Here is a 19,323-nt window from a genome sequence, read left to right on the forward strand (position 1 = left end):
GTTGTCATGCGTATAGCATATAAATCAATTGGCAATTTGAAGTTTACAGCATATACAATGTTTACATCATATACTAAGAGATTCGCGTTGCAGACGAAATCCTATCATCACGGTGATTTGAGAAGCGCCATTCTGAATGAAGCGCGCACCATTCTCGAATCTCAAGGCGAGGAGGCGATGACCATGCGCCGCATCGCGGAAGGGATCGGGGTCAGTGCGATGGCGGCCTACAAGCATTTTGCCAACCGCGATGCCATTTTACAGGCTTTGGCGATCGAGGGGTTCAACAAGCTTGCCCGCGTGACGTCGCGTGCGCGCAAGAAGAACAAGCTTCCTGCCGACGCGCAATTGGTAGCGATTGGTGTGGCTTACATCATGCACGGCATCAGCCATCCCGAAATCTATCGTGTCATGTTTGGTCAGCTGACCTCCGGCATTACCGATGCGGCAACCAAATCGGCAGCCGATGAGGCTTACGGTGTCCTTTGCGACTGTTTGCGAGACAATGCCGAACATTTCGGGTTCGAAAAGAAGGAGGCGGAGACTCATGCTTTCTCGGTCTGGTCGATGGCACATGGGATGACATCCCTGTTCGTCGAAGGGCATGCCCGGACCCGTAACTTCAAGACAAAAGCGCAGCAGCGCGCGGTTGCGACCAGAGGGGCAGAATTGGTCGCCCGCGGAGTTTCCTTCCGGGGCGGAAATGGGGCATCCGATGATCGCTAGAATTTCCATGCAAGACCGAAGGTGGCTATTGGCCGGGGTCGCCCTGACTTTCATCTCCTTGGCGCTCTGGATGTATCTCGATATCGGGAGAGCTGCGGAACAGGATGTGAAACCGGCAACACCGGTTGCGGTGGATATTGTGCAAGAACAGCCGGAATATCTGGTGTCCCGAACCTTTGCCGGTCGTCTTCGCGCATCCAATGTAGCAGATCTGGGATTTGAGTTGCCGGGCAGGATCAGCCGGGTATTTGTGGATGCGGGCGACAGGGTTGGACGTGGAACGCCGCTTGCGCGAATTGATACTGACGAGCTGGCCAGTCAGGAGTCTGAACTTTCCGCGGTGCTGAAGGAAGCTGAAGCGCTGCTGGTGCAAACTTCTGCAAGATATGACCGGCTCGAAAAACTGGCTCCGGATTTTGCGTCCGTGCAGCAACTGGATGATGCACGGGCCGCACGAGACTCTGCCAGAGCGCGGGTAGATCAGGCGTCCGGTGCCTTGCGCAGACTGGGAACAAATCAGCGAAACTCCCTGCTGGTGGCACCCTTTTCAGGGGAGATAGTCAGTCGCAGCGCCGATACGGGCGCGGTCGTTGGTGCAGGCCAGACGGTATTCCGCCTCAATGGCGGCGGGTCGATGGAAGCGGATGTTGGCATACCCACCAGGTTTCGGGATCAGATTGTCCTGGGTTCCGAATATATGATCACCAACGGAGAGCGGGAATCTGTGGCGGTTGCAGAGCGCGTGGTTGACGATGTAAACCCGCTTACAAATACCATTACCGTGCGATTTGTCCTGCCTGAAAGCAATGGTTTCGTGGCCTCGGAAACGGTGCGGATCTCTTTGCAGGAAACCTTGCTGGCCAAAGGCATGTGGGTCAGAAATTCCGCTCTGGTTGAGAGCCTGCGCGGCCTGTGGGCTGTTTATGTGGTCAGCCCGCAATCACAATCTGACAACCGTGGTACGGAGCATGTGGCCGGTATCGTGAAACGCCAGGATGTTGAAATCCTGCACAGTGAAGCCGATCGCAGTTTTGTAAGGGGCGCGCTCTCCAGTGGAAGTATGGTCATACGCAACAGTCCGTTTCGTTTTGTCCCCGGACAACGGGTTTCGGTCAAGCAATCAACGGTCTTCAATCACCATCAGAAACGCCCTGCGGCGGGTGACGGGATTTCCAGCCGGTGACGACGCTGTTCTATGATGTCCGGCGATTGCTGGTGCTTCTTGTCCTGCTCATCCTGGTTGGCGGTTTGGGCGCCCTGGGGTCGATGGCAAATGAAGAAGATCCGCGCATTACAAATCGGGTGGCAACCGTTCTTACATCATTTCCCGGAGCCAGCGCCGCGCGGGTCGAACAGCTGGTAACCGAGAGAATTGAAGCGCGACTGAAGCAGCTGGACGAAGTTGACGAGTTGCGGTCGGTTTCGACCAACGGACTTTCGTCCATAACCGTTGTGTTGAAGGACAGCATAACCGAACCGGACACGCCCTTTGGACTTGTTCGGGATGCGTTGACAGATGTGACCCCCGATCTTCCCACCGGTGCCGGCGTTCCGATATTCGATGATACCCGCGCGGGAGCCTATACCGTGCTGGTGGCGCTGACTTGGGAAGCGGAAAGCGATCTGAACCTGGTGGTGCTGCGGCGGTCGGCGCTTGAGTTGCAGGACCGCATGCGGGCGTTTCCGGGAACAGAACTGGTGACCTTGCATGGGGCATCGAAAGAAGAAATCAGCGTCGCATTGGACAGGTCGGCTTCGGCAGCGCTGGGACTTTCCAAGTCCCGGATTGCCCAAGCGATTGAATCAGCCGACGCAAAGGTTTCCGCCGGGCAGTTCAAAGGTGAGCAAACCGAACTGAATCTGGAAGTGCGGGGCGAGATTGACGGGCTGAGCCGGCTGAGAGAGACGATTATCGGTCAGTCACCGCAGGGGCTTTCCATTCGTCTCGGCGATGTCGCCACGCTTTCGCGCGGCATTGCATCACCCGCAACAGACCTTGCCTATCACAATGGCAAACCCGCCATAGTCGTCGCAACCCGCATGCAGGCGGGATTGCGGGTGGCCGACTGGACAAGCGATGTCAGGCAGCTGGTGGACGAGTTTGAGCTGGCGGTGTCGGACGGCGTGAAAGTGGATATCATTTTCGATCAGGGCGGTTATGCCAGCGATCGCTTTGCAACGCTTGTCGGCAATTTGCTCATCGGTGCCGGGTTGGTCGTCCTGGTCCTGTTTGTCACACTCGGGTGGCGTTCGGCCCTGATAGTTTCTGCTGCCATTCCGCTCACCGGGCTGGCTTCACTGATCATCCTCAACCTGCTAGGGAGACCGATCAACCAGATCTCCATTACCGGCCTGATTGTTGCGCTGGGTCTGCTGGTTGATGCAGCCATTGTCATGACAGATTCCGTTCGCCGGCATTTGCTGGACGGGACCTCGCCAAGAGAATCCGTGCGGCGCTCGGTCCAGCGCCTGTGGCTTCCGCTGTTCAGTTCCACACTGACGACGGTACTGGCGTTTTTACCTTTGGTCATTCTGCCCGGGGGAGCCGGGGAATTTGTTGGCGGAATCGGAAGCAGTGTGATCGTTGCCCTGGTTGCCTCTTTTGCGCTGGCCATGACAGCCATTGCGGCACTGGCCGGCATTTTTCTGAAGCCCCCGTCTCAGAAAAAGAGCGGGAAAGGCCGGTTTGGATTTTTGCAATCAGGTATTCAGGCGGCCGCACTGGGTCAGCGTTTTGAAGCGCTTTTTCTGAAAAGTTTGGCGATGCCGAAAAGGTCGATTGCCATTGCGTGCCTGCTTCCGCTGATCGGGTTTTACGGTGTAACCACCTTGCCGACCTCCTTTTTTCCCGAAGCAGATCGCAACCAGTTTTATGTCGAATTGCGACTGCCTAGTCAGAGTGCAATAGAGGAGACAACCAGAGCCGTTTTGGAAGCACAGCAATATCTGGAAACAAACGAGGAGATTGTTCAGGTGTCCTGGTTTGTCGGACGTTCCGCTCCGAGTTTTTACTATAACATCGCAAATAATCAGGACGGCAATGCCAGTTATGCCCAGGCGATGATTACCACCCGGTCTGTCGGTCAGGTGAAGTCGACAATAAACGAGGTGGGCCAGGCATTGCAGGTGAGCTTGCCAGACGTCCAGGTGATCAGCCGGCAGCTTTCCCAAGGACCGCCGACATTTTCGCCGATCGAGCTTCGGATCTTCGGCAATGACATGAATATATTGCAGGATCTGGGCGAAAAATCCCGACTGATCTTTGCAGAGATCGACGAAGTGACCGCGACCAATCCGTCCTTTGCCGGAGGGGAGCCCAAGCTATGGTTGGACCTGGATCCCGATCGTGCGCGCCAGTTCGGCCTCGGTATCGGGCAGGCGTCGGAATTGATCCGGGCAGAACTGGACGGCGTTGTCAGCGGGTCAATAATCGAGGGCACGGAAGAACTGGATATCCGGATCTGGACCGCGGAAGAAGATCGCAATCAATTGTCTGATCTCGCTTCAATAGAATTTGTGAGGGAGGATCAGCCCGGAAATTCCGTACCGGTCCTTGCACTGGGCGAGCTTGAGCTATTGCCAGCGCCAGCAACCTTGCGACGTTTTCAGGGCAATCGCGTCAACATCATCTCCGGATATGTGGCCGCCGGAGAGATTCCTTCCACTGCGATAGAGAAATTCAAACTGGCCTGGGAGGAAGCCGGCCATGAAATACCCCCAGGTTATGATTTTCAGTTCGGCGGTGACGAGGAAGCACGGGCGGACAATTTTGGCGTGCTTTTGAGTATATTCGGCATAATTTCGATCATCATGCTGGCAACCGTTGTACTGACATTCAACTCTTTCAGGCTTGCGGCCATCGTGTTCATTGTCGCCATCCTGTCCACCGGACTGGGAATGCTTTCGCTCACCATCTTCCAGTTTCCATTCGGTTTTCAGCCAATTGTCGCACTTATTGGATTGATTGGAGTGGCGATCAATGCCGCGATCATCATCCTTTCCGGACTCAAATCCAACCCCCTGGCAAAGCGGGGCGACCATAAAGCTATCACGGGCGAGGTCATGGCCACGTCACGACATATCTGGTCCACCACCATCACGACTTTTGGCGGGTTCCTGCCGCTCATCTTGTCCGAAGGAGGGTTTTGGCCACCCTTTGCTACGGCCATAGCCGGCGGCGTATTGCTCTCCACCGTCATTTCCTTTTTTCTGGTTCCGCAAATGTTTCTGCTTTTTACCGGCTTCGAGAAGTTCCCCCGACCCCGCTTCGGGAAACTCGCATTGTCCAGGACCTAGGCTGTGGGGACGGTCCGGGTGGCCCCAGTCAGACATTCCCGTTTCTGACAGGAGTGCCCCTCAGTTATCCAGAAATGGAGGGCGAACCAATGTCCGCTTTTGCGCCCTAAGCGGACATTCATTTTGAAAACACTTTTTCTGCCGGTTTGAGACTGGCGCAGTAGTTTCCGGTCAAAGTCTCGCCCAATGCAGTCTCTGTATTTGAAACACAGATTCTCAGGCGCGCAAGTCCCCGAAAAGACGCCCAAAAATCGCGCGCCAAGCCGTACTAGCTATTGATATAAAAGAGAAAACTGCGTGGTGACGGTTGCAGTCTTCAGCGAACTGGTCTCTGCGCTCGAATTCCCTGTTCCATGGGAATCTACAGGGAAAATTTGCGGTTTCGGAAGCATTGAGGATTTTTGATGCTCGAAAACTGCCGATTTCCGGGGGATTTTGCGACGAATTCCCTAGCCGACCGAACAGGGAAAAACGTCAGTCAAACAGGGAACAAATTAAGCTTGGCTGGGAAGTGTTCAGCAGCCTGACCAGTCAGATTTGCCAGGGCGGACATTCCAATCAGTTCGAGATATGTATTCTTCTTCGCAAAGGTTAGCAATTGATGGTCGGCGCAATAAAAAGACAGCGATACCTGGGCTGCAACATCGGTAATATATTTGCTAATCAACATCCAAGCTTGAGCCTTCTGTCAATCATTGTGTCCCAGTTTTGAGATGGATCGGAGGAATCCTAACCGACAAAAACCCTGCCATCGAACAGCTTTCGGGCTGTTCGCAATATGGCAGAGGATTTGATTTCTCCATGCTCATCGACCGTTAACAGGCAACTGGTTTCGCCGCTGGGATGTTCGACCGTAATGGTTTTTTGTGTTCCAGGGGAAATGGCTGCCAGATCAGCTGCAACGGAACCGGAAGTCAGGCAAGCGGTCGCAACAGTAACTGCACCGAGCACGCCGATGCCGGCATGGGCGCGATGGGGGATGAAGCTTCGCACCGAAATGGCACCGCCATCGCGAGCAGGCGCGACCAGCATGATCTTGGGAACGGATTTATCGCGCACATCACCCAGCTTCATCATCGGCCCCGCCTGCAGGCGGATGGCTTCGATGCGCGCTTTCAACGCGTCATTTGCGTCGAGTTCTTCACGGCTCTCGTAGCCAATTATGCCAATATCCGTTGCGCGGAGGATGATACAGGGCATGCCATTGTCCATCAACGTGCATTCAATATCATCAACCCGATCGATTGCATTGCCAGTTGGCAGCAACGCGCCGCACATAGATCCAGTGGTGTCCCGAAATTCAAGCGCAACCGGTGCAGCGCTGCCTGGCACGCCATCAATCTGCGTTGTTCCGGAATAGGTGATTGCACCGCCGGGCGTCTGGATGGTGGCTTTGGCAGTCCGCCCGGAGTTATTCATGTGGATGACGATGCCGGTTTCCGGATCTCCGGCGGCAACCAGCCCGCGTTCAATGGCAAACGGACCAACCGCTGCAAGCATGTTTCCACAATTTTGCGTATCGCTGACAATGGCCTCGTCCACAAATACCTGAAGAAACAGATAGTCGATATCGACATCTGGGCGATCAGATTTGCTGACGATCGCGACCTTGCTGGTCAGCGGGTCACCGCCGCCCATGCCGTCGATCTGGCGCGGATCCGGAGAACCCATGATACGCAGCAATATTGCATCTCTTTCCTTCGGATCATCCGGCAAATCATCCTTCAGGAAAAACCCGCCCTTGGACGTGCCACCCCGCATCCACATGCAGTCTATTCCGGGATCAGACATATTTCAGGCCGGCTTTCTCGAGACGTCCCCGCATGTCATACATGTCGAGTCCCAGTTCGCCCGAAGCCAGGCGTTTGCGTTTTTCTTCTTCATTGTTTTCCCGGGCCCGGGCCTTTTCCAGAATCGTAGCTGCCTCTTCACGCTTTATCACGCAGACACCGTCGTCATCGGCAACGACCACATCGCCCGGTTCTACATGTGCCCCCGCGCAAGTCACAGGTATGTTCACGCTGCCCAGGGTGTTCTTGACCGTCCCTTGCGCAAAAACCGCTTTTGACCAGACGGGGAATTGCATTTCGGTCAGATCGCGCACGTCGCGAACGCCGGCATCAATCACGAGCCCGCGGCAGCCTCGGGCCTTCGCCGAAGTGGCAAGCAAGTCGCCAAAATAGCCATCTTCGCAAGGTGAGGTTGGTGCCAGAAGCAATATGTCGCCTTCCTGCAACTGCTCAATGGCGACATGTACCATCCAGTTGTCCCCCGGTGGCGAGGATATCGTCACTGCATTGCCCGCAACCCGTGCACCTGGATAAACTGGACGCATGTAACTGGCGAGCAAGCCCGAACGCCCCTGTGCTTCGTGCACGGTCGCAACCCCGCAATCCGCAAGGCCATCAACGACCTCCAAAGGCGTGCGCGTGATATTCTGGACGACGATGTTGTTCATTTGATCCTGCTCCGCATCTTTTTTTGGTCCTATTGCAGCCTTGCGCATTTTGCGCCGATAAGGCAGGAAAAGGCAAGATGTCTTTACAACTTTCCATAATCGGTTTTGGCGAGGCCGCGAGGGCCTTTGCGCCGGCTATTATCGGGTCTGGACAAACAATTCGGGCTAGTGACCTTCGGGCGGAAGAGCCGTCATACCAGAATGCTTTTGCAAAATTCGGCGTCACCGGAGCACAGGACTACCGGACCACGCTTGATGGCGCGGATACCGTTCTTTCGCTCGTTACGGCAGATCAGGCTCTTGCTGCCGCGACTGAAGCTGCAAGGCACATTGCGCAAAATGCATTCTTTTTCGACATGAACAGCGTCGCACCGGGAACAAAAAAACAAGCTGCTGACATTATCGTGGGTTCTGGCGGGCGTTATGTGGACGTAGCAATCATGTCGCCGGTCGAACCGAAAAAAGCGACTGTGCCGCTTCTGCTCTCGGGACCGGATGCTTCCGAGGGTCTGAAACAGCTATCTGCTACCGGGTTCTCAAATTGCAAGCTGGTCGGAGAAGAGATCGGACGGGCTTCGACCATCAAGATGATCCGTTCTGTTCTGATCAAGGGCCAGGAGGCGCTGACCGCAGAAATGATGCACGCCGCCCGCAATGCTGGCGTCGAGGAAGAGGTAGTAGGGTCTCTGGGAGGGGACTGGCAAGACAGAGTGGCCTATAATCTGGAGAGAATGATGACTCACGGCTGGCGCCGGGCGGCCGAAATGGAAGAGGTTGCCAAAACGCTGGAAGCTTTACAAGTCGAGCCGCTGATGACGCGGGGGACAATTGTCCGGCAGCGCGAAATGGCAGAAAGTGGGGAACGAAAATGCCCCTGATCATCGACTGCCACGGCCACTACACCACCGCGCCAGCGGCGCATAGCGAATGGCGTGAAGCGCAAAAAAAGGCGTTTGACGGCGGCGCCGAACTACCTGCCTATCCGGCAATCTCCGATGACGAAATTCGAGAGTCTATCGAAGCCAATCAATTGAAGTTGCTGAGGGAACGTGGTGCCGACCTGACCGTCTTTTCTCCACGAGCATCTGCCATGGCGCACCATGTCGGCGACCAGGATGTCAGCCGCACATGGTCCGAGCATTGCAACAACCTGATCCACCGCGTGACCCGATTGTTTCCCGGGATTTTCTATGGTGGATGCATGTTGCCGCAATCGCCGGAGAGTGACCTCAGTGCTAGCGTCGCGGAGCTGGAGCGCTGTGTGACCGAGATGGATTTCGTCAGTTGCAACCTTAATCCCGATCCTGGCGGCGGGCACTTCAGGCATCCGCCGCTGACCGACCGATACTGGTATCCGATCTACGAGAAATTGTGTGAACTGGACGTTCCGGCGATGATCCACGTATCGGGCAGCTGCAATCCGGCGATGCACGCCACAGGTGCCTTTTATATCGCAGCTGACACCATCGCATTCATGCAGCTGATCCAGGGCGATCTGTTTGCAGATTTTCCCACTTTGAAATTCATTGTTCCCCACGGTGGTGGCGCGGTTCCTTATCATTGGGGGCGCTATCGGGGACTGGCGGACATGTTGAAGAAACCATCGCTGGATGGCCATGTTATGAATAACGTGTTTTTTGATACCTGTGTCTATCACCAGCCCGGTATTAATCTTCTGGCGGAAGTTATCGATGTAGAGAATATCCTTTTTGCCTCGGAAATGGTCGGGGCTGTGCGCGGAATTGATCCGGAAACCGGACACTATTTCGATGATACAAAACGTTATATTGATGCACTGGAAATTAGTGAGGAAGACCGCCACGCCATTTTCGAAGCCAATGCTCGGAAGGTTTTTCCCCGGCTGGATGCACAGTTGAAAAGCGAAGGGCGTTGATCATATGGTCCGTCCTGCAATTGTTCTGATCCCCGGCAACATGTGCGATGCGACGTTATGGGATGCCGTCCGGGCAGATTTGCGCGCGGATCGCTGGAAACTGGTCGATGCTGATGTGACCTCGGATGACAGTATCGCAGCTATGGCCCGGCGCATGGCAGATGAAATACCCAGCCCGGTGGTCCTGATAGGCTTTTCCATGGGCGGGATCATAGCTCTTGAATTCGCCCGGTTGTTTCCGGATCGCCTGGCGGGTCTAGTGCTGCTCGATACAAATCCGGGTGCAGATTTGCCGGACCGGGCAGCGGCCCGTCCAGGGCAACAGGAACGTGTGCGACACGGCGCACTGGCGAGCATCGTTCGCGATGAGCTGAAACCCAGTTATCTGGCATCAGTCAATCGTGAAAATGGTCCGATGAAGGATCATCTTTTGAGCATGGCACTGGCACTGGGTGAGGATGCCTTCATCAGCCAGAGCGAAGCTCTTCGAACCCGGAACGACAATTGGGGCATCTTGCAGGACATCCAGATTCCGTCCCTCGTCGGATGCGGTGAGGAAGATGCCCTTTGTCCGCCGGAATGGCACCGGAAAATTGCTCAGGCATTGCCCAACGTCCAGCTGCACATCGTACCGGACAGCGGTCATATGCTCCCGCTGGAGCAACCCGCTGTCTTTCGTCGCATTCTAATGGATTATCTGAAGCAGTTTTAAAGAGAGGAAATTTCGTGGGAACTGAAATCAAGACGACACACGTGGGTTCCTTGCCCCGCTCGAAAGCGGTCACCGATCTGGTTTTTGCCGTTGAAAAAGGGGAGGCGGTTGATCTTGGCAGATTCAGCGATGTCATTGGAGAGGCTGTGGAAGAAACCGTTCGCAAGCAGGTGGAAGCGGGTATTTCGATCGTATCTGACGGCGAGATGTCGAAGATCAGCTATGCCACCTATATCAAGGATCGGATTACCGGTTTCGATGGCGACAGCGAACGTCGCCCTCCGGCCGATCTGGAGCAGTTTCCCGGTTTTCTCGAGCGACAGGCAAAATCGGGTGGTACACCGACTTATCGGAGGCCCAAATGTGTTGGTGAGATCAGGGTCAAGTCCATGGAGCCGCTTGAAGATGATCTGCGGCGGTTTCAGTCAGCCATTGAGGTGCACAAGCCGCAAGGCGTCTTTATGAACGCGGCATCGCCCGGCGTGATTGCCCTGTTCCAGCCCAATGAGTACTATGCCGATGACGATGCCTATCTGGAAGCTTTGGCGGAAGCGATGCGCGCGGAATATGAGGCCATTGTGAGCGATGGCCTGTTTCTGCAACTTGACAGCCCCGACCTCGGGCTTGGGCGGCACATGATGTACAAGGATCGCAGCGATGAAGAGTATCTCCAGCGGATCGGCCGCCATGTCGACATGCTCAACCATGCACTGCGCAACGTGCCGGCGGAAAAAGTGCGCATGCACGTCTGCTGGGGCAATTATGAAGGACCGCATCATTGTGACGTCGAGATGGGAGTGATCCTGCCGACGCTGATGAAGGCGAAACCGGCGGCGCTGTTGTTCGAGACTGCCAATCCGCGCCATGCGCATGACTGGGCGACCTTTGCCGAGATGGCGGACCAGATCCCCGATAACAAAATCCTGATTCCTGGTGTGATCGACAGCACCACCAATTTTGTGGAACACCCGAAAGCAGTTGCCGAGCGGATCAGCCGCTTTGTCAATCTGTTTGGCGCCGAACGAGTGATTGCCGGCACCGATTGCGGATTTTCGACCTTTGCCGGATTTGGGGCGGTGGACCCGGATATCGTCTGGCTGAAACTGAAAACACTGGCAGATGGTGCGGAACTGGCCAGCAAGGGCGGTGTCAGGGTGGCCGCGTGAACCTGAAAGCAAAAATCGCAGCTGGTGATCCGGTTCTGGGCAGCTTCCTCAAAACGCCGTCAGCAATGCTGGTGGAAGTGCTTGCCCGGGCGGATCTGGACTGCCTGTGTCTGGATGCCGAACATGCGCCTTTTGACCGCAGCCAGATCGATCAATGTGCCTTGGCAGCTCGCGCAGCTGGCTTGCCATTGGTTGTCCGGCCGCAGCACAGTTCGGCCGACCAGATATTGAATGCCCTGGATTGCGGTGCCACGGGACTTTTACTGCCGCATATTCGATCCGGCCGGGAAGCATCGGATGCCGTTCGACATGGTCACTATGGTCCGGGCGGCCGAGGTTATGCAGGGTCTTCGCGTGCAGCAGGCTATGGCGCGAAAGACATGCAGGACATTCTTTCCACCGCCGCTGACCAGACCGTGCTGATCGCGCAGATCGAAGACAGGGAAGCGCTGGACGACATGGACGCTATCGCGGCCACCGAAGGACTGGATGCTCTGTTCATCGGCATGATGGACCTCACCGTTGCGCTGGATTGCGACAACTATCGCGATGCCCGGGTGCAGGATGCGGTGGCCCATATCCTGAAGTCGGCAAAGGAGGCGGGCAAGCCTGTCGGACTGTTCACCCCGTCGCTGGATGATATCCCAACCTATCGCGGACAGGGTGCCAGCCTGTTCCTGCTGGGATCGGATCATGCTTTCATGCTGTCGGGCGCGCGCGCACTGACGGAAAAGGTGCGCGGCCTGCTCTAGGTTTGCAGGCGGTATTCGGCGATCTGGCGGCGGACGGCCAGGTCGTCCCACACGGTCCATTCCCTGTGTATCTGGCCGTTGATGACCCGCCAGTGGGTAATGCCCATGATGAACACGGGCGCTTCGCTTGCCGGACCATAGATGCCATCGCCCTTGTGGGTACCTGCCAATGACCAGCGTATTGCCATGTCTCGCGCTTCACCCAAATAAGCTATGTCAGCGACATGCTCGATTTGCACTTGGGCATCAGGAATGGCCGCATGAATCTGTCCGCGAAAATCGGTGATCTGGCCAGGTCGGGATAAGTGCCGATTGCCGGGAAAATCACCAGCGGCGCGAAAATCATAAATATTTGCAGCCAGTTGCAAGGATATTTTCGACCAGAGTCCCCCAAATACCGCTTCTGCAAATTCGTGGGGGTCACGTTCCGGAACCTCCGGAAAATCCGGTTCCGGAATCGTTTTGGCGAGGAGTTCACCATGCGCTGACTTGTGCCAGTCCAGAAGCGATGGAAGCTCCCGCGCCTGCTGTTCCGCCACTTCATCCAGGTCAAAACCCAACTGCAGCACCAGACCGCCATTGTCCCGGACAAGCCATTCTTCGACAATGCGGTTTTCCCGGCACAGGCAATCGGCAATGGTCAGCACCTCGACCTTCCGCCCGGTTGCGGGTCCGAATTCGGTGTCTCCCTCGTTGGTCATGGGACTTGTGATCAGATGGGAGGAATAGAAGCTGCCTCCGCCTTCATCCGACCAGATGACATTATCCGGATCGAGCCGCCGATCCGGAAAAGCCGCCAGTGTCGCATGGGTATTGTCCACCACGGTTTGTGCTCCCGTTATATCACCGGCGAGGGTATGAATGGTGCAGTCCGGCGCATAATAGTCTAGGCAAAGCCCGACCTGGCGCTGATGCCAGATACGGTCGGTGATGCGGACGATATAATCGGGGAAGTCGACAAATTCCTCGTCAAAGCCCGGCATGTCCATCCGCCGCCCGGGTTGCGGGTTGAGAAGGTCCTGTTCGCTGCTGGTGGCGACTATCGTGACCGGCAATTTTTCTGTCATCGCCAGACCTGAAACAGGGTTGTGTTCTGATCTGCGACAAACCGGCAGCTTAGGCCTGGAGGAACGGTAATTACATCGCCCGCGTCGAGCGACAGGCCGCCCTGATCCCACTCCATCCGGGCCTTGCCCTGATGCACGAACCAGACATGCGCGTGATCCTGCGCCTCGCAATCGCGATCGGTATTTCGTTCCAGATCATGTCGCCGGAGGCCAAAGCCATGTTCCCGCTTGAAAGTCCCGCCATTGGCAATGATGTCTCCCGGACCTTCGGCATGACGGTAAACCAGCGCTTTTGCTTCCTCACTGGTCGGCACATGCAAAGCTGCTATCTGTTCTGCGGTTGTCCGGGGCATAGGCCTTGCACCTTCGGGCACGGCCTGTCCCTTTACGGTGTCAACCAGAGACCCGTCTTCCATCAGAACCAGACCGAATTTTTCGGCCATGTCGAATACATAGGGTGCCCACAAAACCCGTCCCGGGTCATCACCGCCCAGTACGGCAAAAAGATAGGCCGGATCTGTATCCCCCTCATGCCGTGGCAAGCAGGTGAATCCGCGAAACATTCCAGTGGGCAGGGAAATGACATCGCCGGGTGCACAATCAACATGCGCGTCCCGGCCTTCCTCACCTAGCGTGAAACGCCAGTTTCCGCTGTGCACGACAAACACCTCTGCGGTGTCATGGCTGTGCTGCGAATTGATGCATCCCGGCGGCTGGCGCGCACCGCCGATGTTGAAACCATGCGGCTCGGCGATATGTACATGCTGATCCGGATTTTCCGAAACGCCGGGACCGATAATGGTGAAATTCTCCTTCGCCTCGCTGCCGGGATTGCGCGTGTCGATGAAGGCGTTGAGGCAAGGGATCAGATCCGCGTAGCGGACCACCCGTTCCGCCTCCATGCGCTGCGTTGTCCAGTTAGTCATCGCATCACTCCGCTGTCCAGCCACCGTCAATGACCATGGAGCTGCCTGTCATCATCGCGGACGCATCACTGGCCAGAAACAGCACGGCGCCCATCAAATCTTCCGGTTTTCCGATGCGGCCCAGTTTGATCTTCTCGAGTACGCTGGCCATGAAAGCTTCGTCCTCGAAAAACGGTCTGGTGAGCTCGGTTTCGATAAAGGTGGGGGCGATGGTGTTGGAGCGGATCCCATGCTTTGCCAGATCCAGCGCAAACGCCTTGTTCATCCCCTCCAGCGCCCATTTTGAAGCGCAATAGAGCGAGCGATTGGGCCCGCCGACATGCCCCATTTGTGATCCGATATGAATGAGCGAACCGTTTTGCTGCTGTTCGAGCATCTTTTTCACACAGGCCTGAGCCACGAAAAAGGCTGACTTCACATTGAGATCGAGGACCGCATCATAATCTTCCTCCGACACATCCTGCATGGGTTTGGGCCGGTTGGTGCCGGCATTGTTGACCAGAATGTGAAAGGCATCGCACTCGTCGAAAAAGGCGGACACACCGGACATGTTCGTGACATCCAGCACCGCATGATCAGCCAGATATCCGGCTCCTTTCAGTTCACTGTCTAGCGCGGCAATCTCGGCTTCGGTTCGGGCAATCAGCGTGACCGCTGCGCCAGCTGCGGCCAGGGCTGTGGCCATCGCCTTGCCGATCCCGCGACCGGCACCGGTGATAACAGCCCGTTTTCCATCAAGGCGTAGCGAGGGGGTTTCCGGTAGCGCCATTTCAGCCTTCCACGGGTTCGCGCGGCGTGGCGGCACCGGCATAGGGCACATTGCGCCCTCCGTAGCGTCGCACCCGAATATTGGCCTGCTCGCCATGACCGGCAAAGCCCTCCAGCGCGCAGAGCCGGCTGCAATACTCGCCCATCATTGTCGTCGCCTCATCGCTCAGCACCTTCTGATAGGTGCATGTTTTCAGGAACTTGCCCACCCAGAGACCGCCTGTATAGCGCGCGGCCTTTTTGGTCGGCAGGGTATGATTGGTGCCGATCACTTTGTCCCCATAGGCTACGTTGGTCCGCGGGCCAATGAACAGCGCGCCGTAATTGGTCATGTTGTCGAGGAAATAGTCATCGTCACCGGTCATCACCTGGACATGTTCATTGGCATAGTCATTGGCCACTTCCAGCATCTCGGCATGATCGGCGCAAAGGATGACCTCGCCAAAATTGTCCCAGGCCTGCCGGGCGATCTCCCGTGTCGGCAGGATGTCGAGCAGGCGCTCGACCTCCGCCATGGTATCACGGGCCAGCTTCTCGCTGTCGGTGATCATGATCGCCGGACTGTCGGGGCCATGTTCGGCCTGGCCCAGCAAATCGGTGGCGCAGATTTCGCCATCGACTGTTTCGTCCGCAATCACCATGGTTTCAGTTGGGCCTGCGAACAGATCGATGCCGACACGTCCGAACAGTTGCCGCTTGGCTTCCGCGACAAAGGCGTTACCCGGTCCTACCAGCATATCTACCGGATCAATACTCTCCGTGCCGATAGCCATTGCACCCACGGCCTGAACCCCGCCCAGGGCATAGATCGCGTCAGCGCCTGCCATGGCTTGTGCGGCGACAATCGCCGGCGCGGGCCTGCCTTCAAAGGGTGGCGCACAGGTGATAACCCGCGGCACGCCCGCGACTTTTGCGGTGATGACGGACATATGGGCACTGGCGAGCAGCGGATATTTGCCTCCCGGAACATAGCAGCCAGCCGCGTTGACCGGGATGTTCCTGTGCCCGAGAATCACACCAGGCGTCGTTTCCACTTCGATGTCCTGAAGAGCTTTCCGCTGCTTCTCGGCAAAGCCTCGCACCTGTTTCTGGGCAAATTCGATATCATGGATCGCCTGCTTGTCGAGGCTCTCGATGCACTGGTTGATCTCGTCATCGCTGAGCCGGTAATCGCTGCGATCCCAACCATCAAATTTGACAGACAGTTCTCGTACTGCTTCATCACCGCGCGACTCGATATCGTTCAAAATGCCCTCGACAATATCCCGAACCTTGCGATCCGCATCCGCTCTCACCTCTGCGGTAACTGCCCTTTTGAGCCAGGTGGCCATTGTTTGCTCCTGCGTTGTTTGCGGCTGGCATATACAGCCTGTTCGTCGCATCACTTATTACAGCCTTGCAAAGTTGTAAATACAAGTTAGTACAAGTTGAACGTTTCGGGGAGAGGGTGATGCATAGCTTCGGGGTGCTGAACTGGACGATTGTTGTTTCGTTTCTGGTCGCCAACCTTGCTCTGGGCTATTTTCTCGGCCGCAAGGTCCAGTCCGCAAAGGACTATTATCTGGGCAGCCGGGAGACACCATGGTGGGCCATCGGAATCTCGGTCATTGCGACCTATGTCAGCGCGCTGTCCTTTCTTGGTGGCCCTGCCTGGGCCTATAGCGATGGCCTGTCTGCGCTGGCTATTCACCTCAATTATCCGCTGGTGATATTTGCCGTTATCACTCTGTTCCTGCCGTTTTTCTACAATAGCGGAGTGGCGTCGATCTATGAATATCAGGAACGACGGTTCGGCCCGACCTCGCGCTCTGTCATGTCACTGATCTTCCTGATTTCGCAGGCGCTGACAACCGCAGCGATACTCTATGCCACGGCCATAGTCCTGCAATTCGTTACCGGGATCGACGTGGTCTGGGCGATCATCATCATAACGATTATCGCTCTGATTTACACGGCCATGGGCGGGATGCTGGCGGTGATCTGGACCGATGTGTTTCAGGCCGTGGTTCTGTTCGTCGGAGCGATGGTCATCATGTTCACGCTGATCAACAATCTGCCGGTGCCGCTAGCCGAAGCGCTCGCGGGCCTGAAGGCTGAAGGCAAGCTGAGCGCCGTCGTCACCGACCCGGATATCACCAGGCCCACCACAATCTGGTCTGGCGTAATAGCCATGACCTTGTTTCACATAACGGTCTATGGTGCTAATCAGATGATGGTCCAGCGGACTCTGGGAGCGAAGACGATCGGTGGTGCCAAAAAGGCCTATCTGCTGATGGGTTTCGCCGCTTTTCCGATCTACTTCCTGTTCTTTTTCGTCGGTGTGCTTTGCTACGCCTATTATGGCGGCAAGCCTTTTGAAAACGATAATGAAATCATCCTGTCATTCGCTACCGAAGCCAGCATCCCCGGCCTGATGGGAATATTGACAGCGGCTGTCCTCGCTGCATCCATGTCGACCCTCAGTTCAGCCTTCAACTCGCTAGCCACGGTCTCTATCGTGGATTTCTACAAGAAGTTCTCCGATGTACCCGAAGGGCAGGGGCACTATTTGAAAATGTCACGCTGGTTGACGATTTTCTGGGCGGTTGTGGTGATCATCCCGGCGATCATGTATTCCAATACCGAAGGCTCGATCCTGGAAGTGCTGAGCAAGATCGGCAGTTTCTTCGTGGGAGCGAAGCTGGGCATGTATGCCTTGGGCTTCTTTTCGAAACATACGACCGAAAAAGGTCTGCTTGTGGGCGTTGCCGTTGGCTTTGTCATGGTCTGGTATGTGGCCAGCTATACCGACATTGCGTGGCCCTGGTATTGTGCAATAGGCGGTGGGACGAACATATTGGTATCGATCATTGCCAGTCTGATCTGGACTGGCCGCCAGAAGGACTGGTCGCCCTATTCCGTGGTCGGCCAGCGGCAGAAATTTGCTGCAAGCGGCGAGGCGATCGCGCAGGATGGCTGGTACCGGTTGCCGGGAATGGTGGACAGGGTCAGTTGGCTTTTGCTGTTATTCTTCGCAGCAAGCATAGCGGTCCTGTTGTTGCTCGAAGCGATCGTCTAGGAACCGCCAATCGGTTCCCGCATTAGTCCGAAAATATCGACATTCATCTGGGCAAGCAGGTCGATCATGTCTATATAGACCCAGTTTTCGCTGAGCAAATCGCCATCCCGCCGCCAGAAGTCCATCACCCGCATGCCGACACGATTGCCGGTGGCCGGGATCCCCAGAAATGTGTCACCGCTATGCGTCGCCTGAACGCTGGGCCAGCCGGTAGAAGCGCAATAGGTTCGCTCGGCAATCCGGCATTTGTGCAGCGCACCCTGCCGGTCAGGAAACGCGCCCAGAAACGGTTTGCCGTGCCCGCGTCGATAGTCTTCATAACCGCGCATGGTGCCGATACCGGCCGGGCCATACCAGGCCATATGCGGAGCCCAATAGTCCGGCATCCGCATCGATTCAAAATCCTGTCCGTCATAGGCAAGCAGCGCGTCGATCATCTCCTCGGTCAAGGTGAGTGTCCGATGCGCCTCTTCAGCGCTGCCTGATTCCAGAACAATTCCATTGCGGGTTGCGGGACCTGGCGAAACCAGTGGCCGGCCAAGACCCGGTCCGAGCGGCCAGATATCCGCTTGCATCATCATTCCCGGGAGGTCGAAAATCTCCCAGGTTTCCTTGATTCTGTCGCCGTCCCATCTCTCAAACCGTCCGAAACGCAGCCAGGCCGGGCGGCCTGTTGCGGGAACGCCGAAAAGCGGCCCGGTCCAGAGTCCGGCATAGTGGCCGCAACAGGCTGTCCAGTCAGACCCCTTGAAAGATCCGGCAATCAATATGTCGAGCCGTTCTTCGACATGTTCCAGACTGGCTGACAGCGGTTGCAGCACAGTTTCGGTCAAGGCATCTCTGCCGTTGACATCATTTACCGGCTGTGGGCCGTGCCAGACATGGTCCAGGTGGTGCAAGTTTGTCCTGCTGCTGTCCAGAATCAGACCGGCCTCAAATCTTGAGCGGCGCAGCCACTCCATACGGTCCTGGTCGGAGTCCTGACCGGGCATGTTCGAAAAATGCTCATTCATGGAGGCGCATTACCGCATCAATCTCGACCGACTGGTTTTTGACCAAAGCCGTAACACCGATGGTTGACCGGGTATGGACCCCGGCAGGATCACCGAAGACTTCGAACAGGAGGTCAGATGCGCCGTTTATGACAGCGTTCATCGCATCAAAATCCGGATGGGAGTAAACATAGCCCTTGAGGTTGATAATCTCGGCAATCCGGTCGAGATCGCCAATTGCCCATTTGGCCGTCGCCAGCATTTTCAGGGCCAGTGCCCTGGTGGTTTCATAGGCTTCTTCAGCGCTCACCCGATCCGGAACCCGTCCATGCCGCTTCACGCTGTCATCGTCCAAAAGGTCTGAGCCATGACCAGATATATATAGCGTAGTTCCAACCAGTTTTGCCGCGATCCTGTTCGGACTCGGCAAGACAAGCGGGGCTGGCAGGGACAAGCCCAGCTCAGTCAGCTTTGTTTCGACCCTCTCGGTCATTTTTGTCTCCGAATC

The 19,323-nt window shown here is 56.2% G+C and carries 18 protein-coding genes; 9 read left to right on the forward strand and 9 right to left on the reverse strand.

The genetic code is table 11. The features are described 5' to 3' along the window. Window positions 1-87: 87 nt before the first annotated feature. The 3 genes from BUQ90_RS17565 to BUQ90_RS07480 are packed head-to-tail and all read left to right on the forward strand — an operon-like array spanning window position 88 to window position 5,022. The gene (locus BUQ90_RS17565) at window positions 88-726 is read left to right on the forward strand and encodes a TetR/AcrR family transcriptional regulator (protein WP_074204397.1); all 639 of its coding nucleotides are present in this window, start codon (window positions 88-90) and stop codon (window positions 724-726) included. A gap of 7 nt (window positions 727-733) precedes the next feature. Beyond that, a complete protein-coding gene (locus tag BUQ90_RS07475) occupies window positions 734-1,909 on the forward strand; it encodes an efflux RND transporter periplasmic adaptor subunit (RefSeq protein WP_159437057.1) in 1,176 nt (391 codons plus the stop codon). After that, a complete protein-coding gene (locus BUQ90_RS07480) occupies window positions 1,906-5,022 on the forward strand; it encodes an efflux RND transporter permease subunit (RefSeq protein WP_074204399.1) in 3,117 nt (1,038 codons plus the stop codon). Before BUQ90_RS07475 ends, BUQ90_RS07480 begins: the two co-directional genes overlap by 4 nt. A 478-nt stretch (window positions 5,023-5,500) precedes the next feature. On the opposite strand, the gene BUQ90_RS07485 is transcribed toward BUQ90_RS07480, so the two are convergent. From BUQ90_RS07485 to ligK, 3 genes are read right to left on the reverse strand one after another with little or no spacing between them, the layout of a single operon-like run. Next, window positions 5,501-5,692 carry a hypothetical protein gene (locus tag BUQ90_RS07485; RefSeq protein ID WP_074204400.1) on the reverse strand — a complete coding sequence of 64 codons (192 nt, stop codon included), beginning with the start codon at window positions 5,690-5,692 and terminating at the stop codon, window positions 5,501-5,503. A 59-nt stretch (window positions 5,693-5,751) separates the two neighbouring features. Continuing rightward, window positions 5,752-6,813: a 4-oxalomesaconate tautomerase gene (locus BUQ90_RS07490; RefSeq protein WP_074204401.1), complete on the reverse strand. Its 1,062-nt coding sequence runs from the start codon at window positions 6,811-6,813 to the stop codon at window positions 5,752-5,754. Next, the gene (gene ligK / locus BUQ90_RS07495) at window positions 6,806-7,480 is read right to left on the reverse strand and encodes a 4-carboxy-4-hydroxy-2-oxoadipate aldolase/oxaloacetate decarboxylase (protein WP_074204402.1); all 675 of its coding nucleotides are present in this window, start codon (window positions 7,478-7,480) and stop codon (window positions 6,806-6,808) included. Before ligK ends, BUQ90_RS07490 begins: the two co-directional genes overlap by 8 nt. Before the next feature lie 77 nt (window positions 7,481-7,557). On the opposite strand from ligK, the gene BUQ90_RS07500 reads away from it, so the two are divergent. Genes BUQ90_RS07500 through BUQ90_RS07520 form a run of 5 tightly spaced genes read left to right on the forward strand, consistent with a single transcriptional unit; the run spans window position 7,558 to window position 12,004 of the window. Continuing rightward, window positions 7,558-8,358, forward strand: coding sequence for an NAD(P)-dependent oxidoreductase (locus tag BUQ90_RS07500; protein ID WP_084192549.1), 801 nt, complete (start codon window positions 7,558-7,560; stop codon window positions 8,356-8,358). After that, on the forward strand, window positions 8,349-9,374 hold the full coding sequence (locus tag BUQ90_RS07505; RefSeq protein ID WP_074204404.1) for an amidohydrolase family protein: 1,026 nt from the start codon (window positions 8,349-8,351) through the stop codon (window positions 9,372-9,374). Before BUQ90_RS07500 ends, BUQ90_RS07505 begins: the two co-directional genes overlap by 10 nt. Before the next feature lie 4 nt (window positions 9,375-9,378). Further along, window positions 9,379-10,086 (forward strand): alpha/beta fold hydrolase, encoded by a 708-nt coding sequence (locus tag BUQ90_RS07510; protein ID WP_074204405.1) that lies wholly within the window; start codon window positions 9,379-9,381, stop codon window positions 10,084-10,086. Window positions 10,087-10,100: 14 nt separating this feature from the next. Beyond that, window positions 10,101-11,252, forward strand: a complete 1,152-nt coding sequence (locus tag BUQ90_RS07515) for a cobalamin-independent methionine synthase II family protein (protein ID WP_074204406.1) — start codon at window positions 10,101-10,103, stop codon at window positions 11,250-11,252. Continuing rightward, entirely contained in the window at window positions 11,249-12,004 is a 756-nt protein-coding gene (locus BUQ90_RS07520; protein WP_074204407.1) for an HpcH/HpaI aldolase family protein, read from the forward strand. The genes BUQ90_RS07515 and BUQ90_RS07520 overlap by 4 nt, the downstream gene beginning before the upstream one ends. Here the strand turns inward: BUQ90_RS07520 and BUQ90_RS07525 are convergent. Genes BUQ90_RS07525 through hisD form a run of 4 tightly spaced genes read right to left on the reverse strand, consistent with a single transcriptional unit; the run spans window position 12,001 to window position 16,096 of the window. Continuing rightward, window positions 12,001-13,071, reverse strand: a complete 1,071-nt coding sequence (locus BUQ90_RS07525; protein ID WP_074204408.1) for an ester cyclase — start codon at window positions 13,069-13,071, stop codon at window positions 12,001-12,003. The two genes, BUQ90_RS07520 and BUQ90_RS07525, sit on opposite strands and share 4 nt — an antisense overlap. Next, a complete protein-coding gene (locus BUQ90_RS17570) occupies window positions 13,068-13,997 on the reverse strand; it encodes a cupin domain-containing protein (protein ID WP_143182757.1) in 930 nt (309 codons plus the stop codon). The genes BUQ90_RS07525 and BUQ90_RS17570 overlap by 4 nt, the downstream gene beginning before the upstream one ends. A gap of 4 nt (window positions 13,998-14,001) precedes the next feature. Then, window positions 14,002-14,766 carry an SDR family NAD(P)-dependent oxidoreductase gene (locus BUQ90_RS07535; RefSeq protein WP_074204410.1) on the reverse strand — a complete coding sequence of 255 codons (765 nt, stop codon included), beginning with the start codon at window positions 14,764-14,766 and terminating at the stop codon, window positions 14,002-14,004. A 1-nt stretch (window position 14,767) separates the two neighbouring features. Further along, on the reverse strand, window positions 14,768-16,096 hold the full coding sequence (gene hisD / locus BUQ90_RS07540) for a histidinol dehydrogenase (RefSeq protein WP_074204411.1): 1,329 nt from the start codon (window positions 16,094-16,096) through the stop codon (window positions 14,768-14,770). A 119-nt stretch (window positions 16,097-16,215) separates the two neighbouring features. Here hisD and BUQ90_RS07545 point away from each other — a divergent pair, with 119 nt between their 5' ends. Further along, the gene (locus tag BUQ90_RS07545) at window positions 16,216-17,823 is read left to right on the forward strand and encodes a sodium:solute symporter family transporter (RefSeq protein ID WP_074204412.1); all 1,608 of its coding nucleotides are present in this window, start codon (window positions 16,216-16,218) and stop codon (window positions 17,821-17,823) included. On the opposite strand, the gene BUQ90_RS07550 is transcribed toward BUQ90_RS07545, so the two are convergent. Together BUQ90_RS07550 and BUQ90_RS07555 are read right to left on the reverse strand one after the other, a co-directional pair. Then, on the reverse strand, window positions 17,820-18,836 hold the full coding sequence (locus BUQ90_RS07550) for an ester cyclase (protein WP_084192550.1): 1,017 nt from the start codon (window positions 18,834-18,836) through the stop codon (window positions 17,820-17,822). The two genes, BUQ90_RS07545 and BUQ90_RS07550, sit on opposite strands and share 4 nt — an antisense overlap. After that, the gene (locus BUQ90_RS07555; RefSeq protein ID WP_074204414.1) at window positions 18,829-19,308 is read right to left on the reverse strand and encodes a RidA family protein; all 480 of its coding nucleotides are present in this window, start codon (window positions 19,306-19,308) and stop codon (window positions 18,829-18,831) included. Before BUQ90_RS07555 ends, BUQ90_RS07550 begins: the two co-directional genes overlap by 8 nt. Window positions 19,309-19,323 lie beyond the last annotated feature (15 nt).

It is taken from the genome of Parasphingorhabdus marina DSM 22363 (assembly GCF_900128895.1).
Taxonomy (GTDB): Bacteria; Pseudomonadota; Alphaproteobacteria; order Sphingomonadales; family Sphingomonadaceae; genus Parasphingorhabdus; species Parasphingorhabdus marina.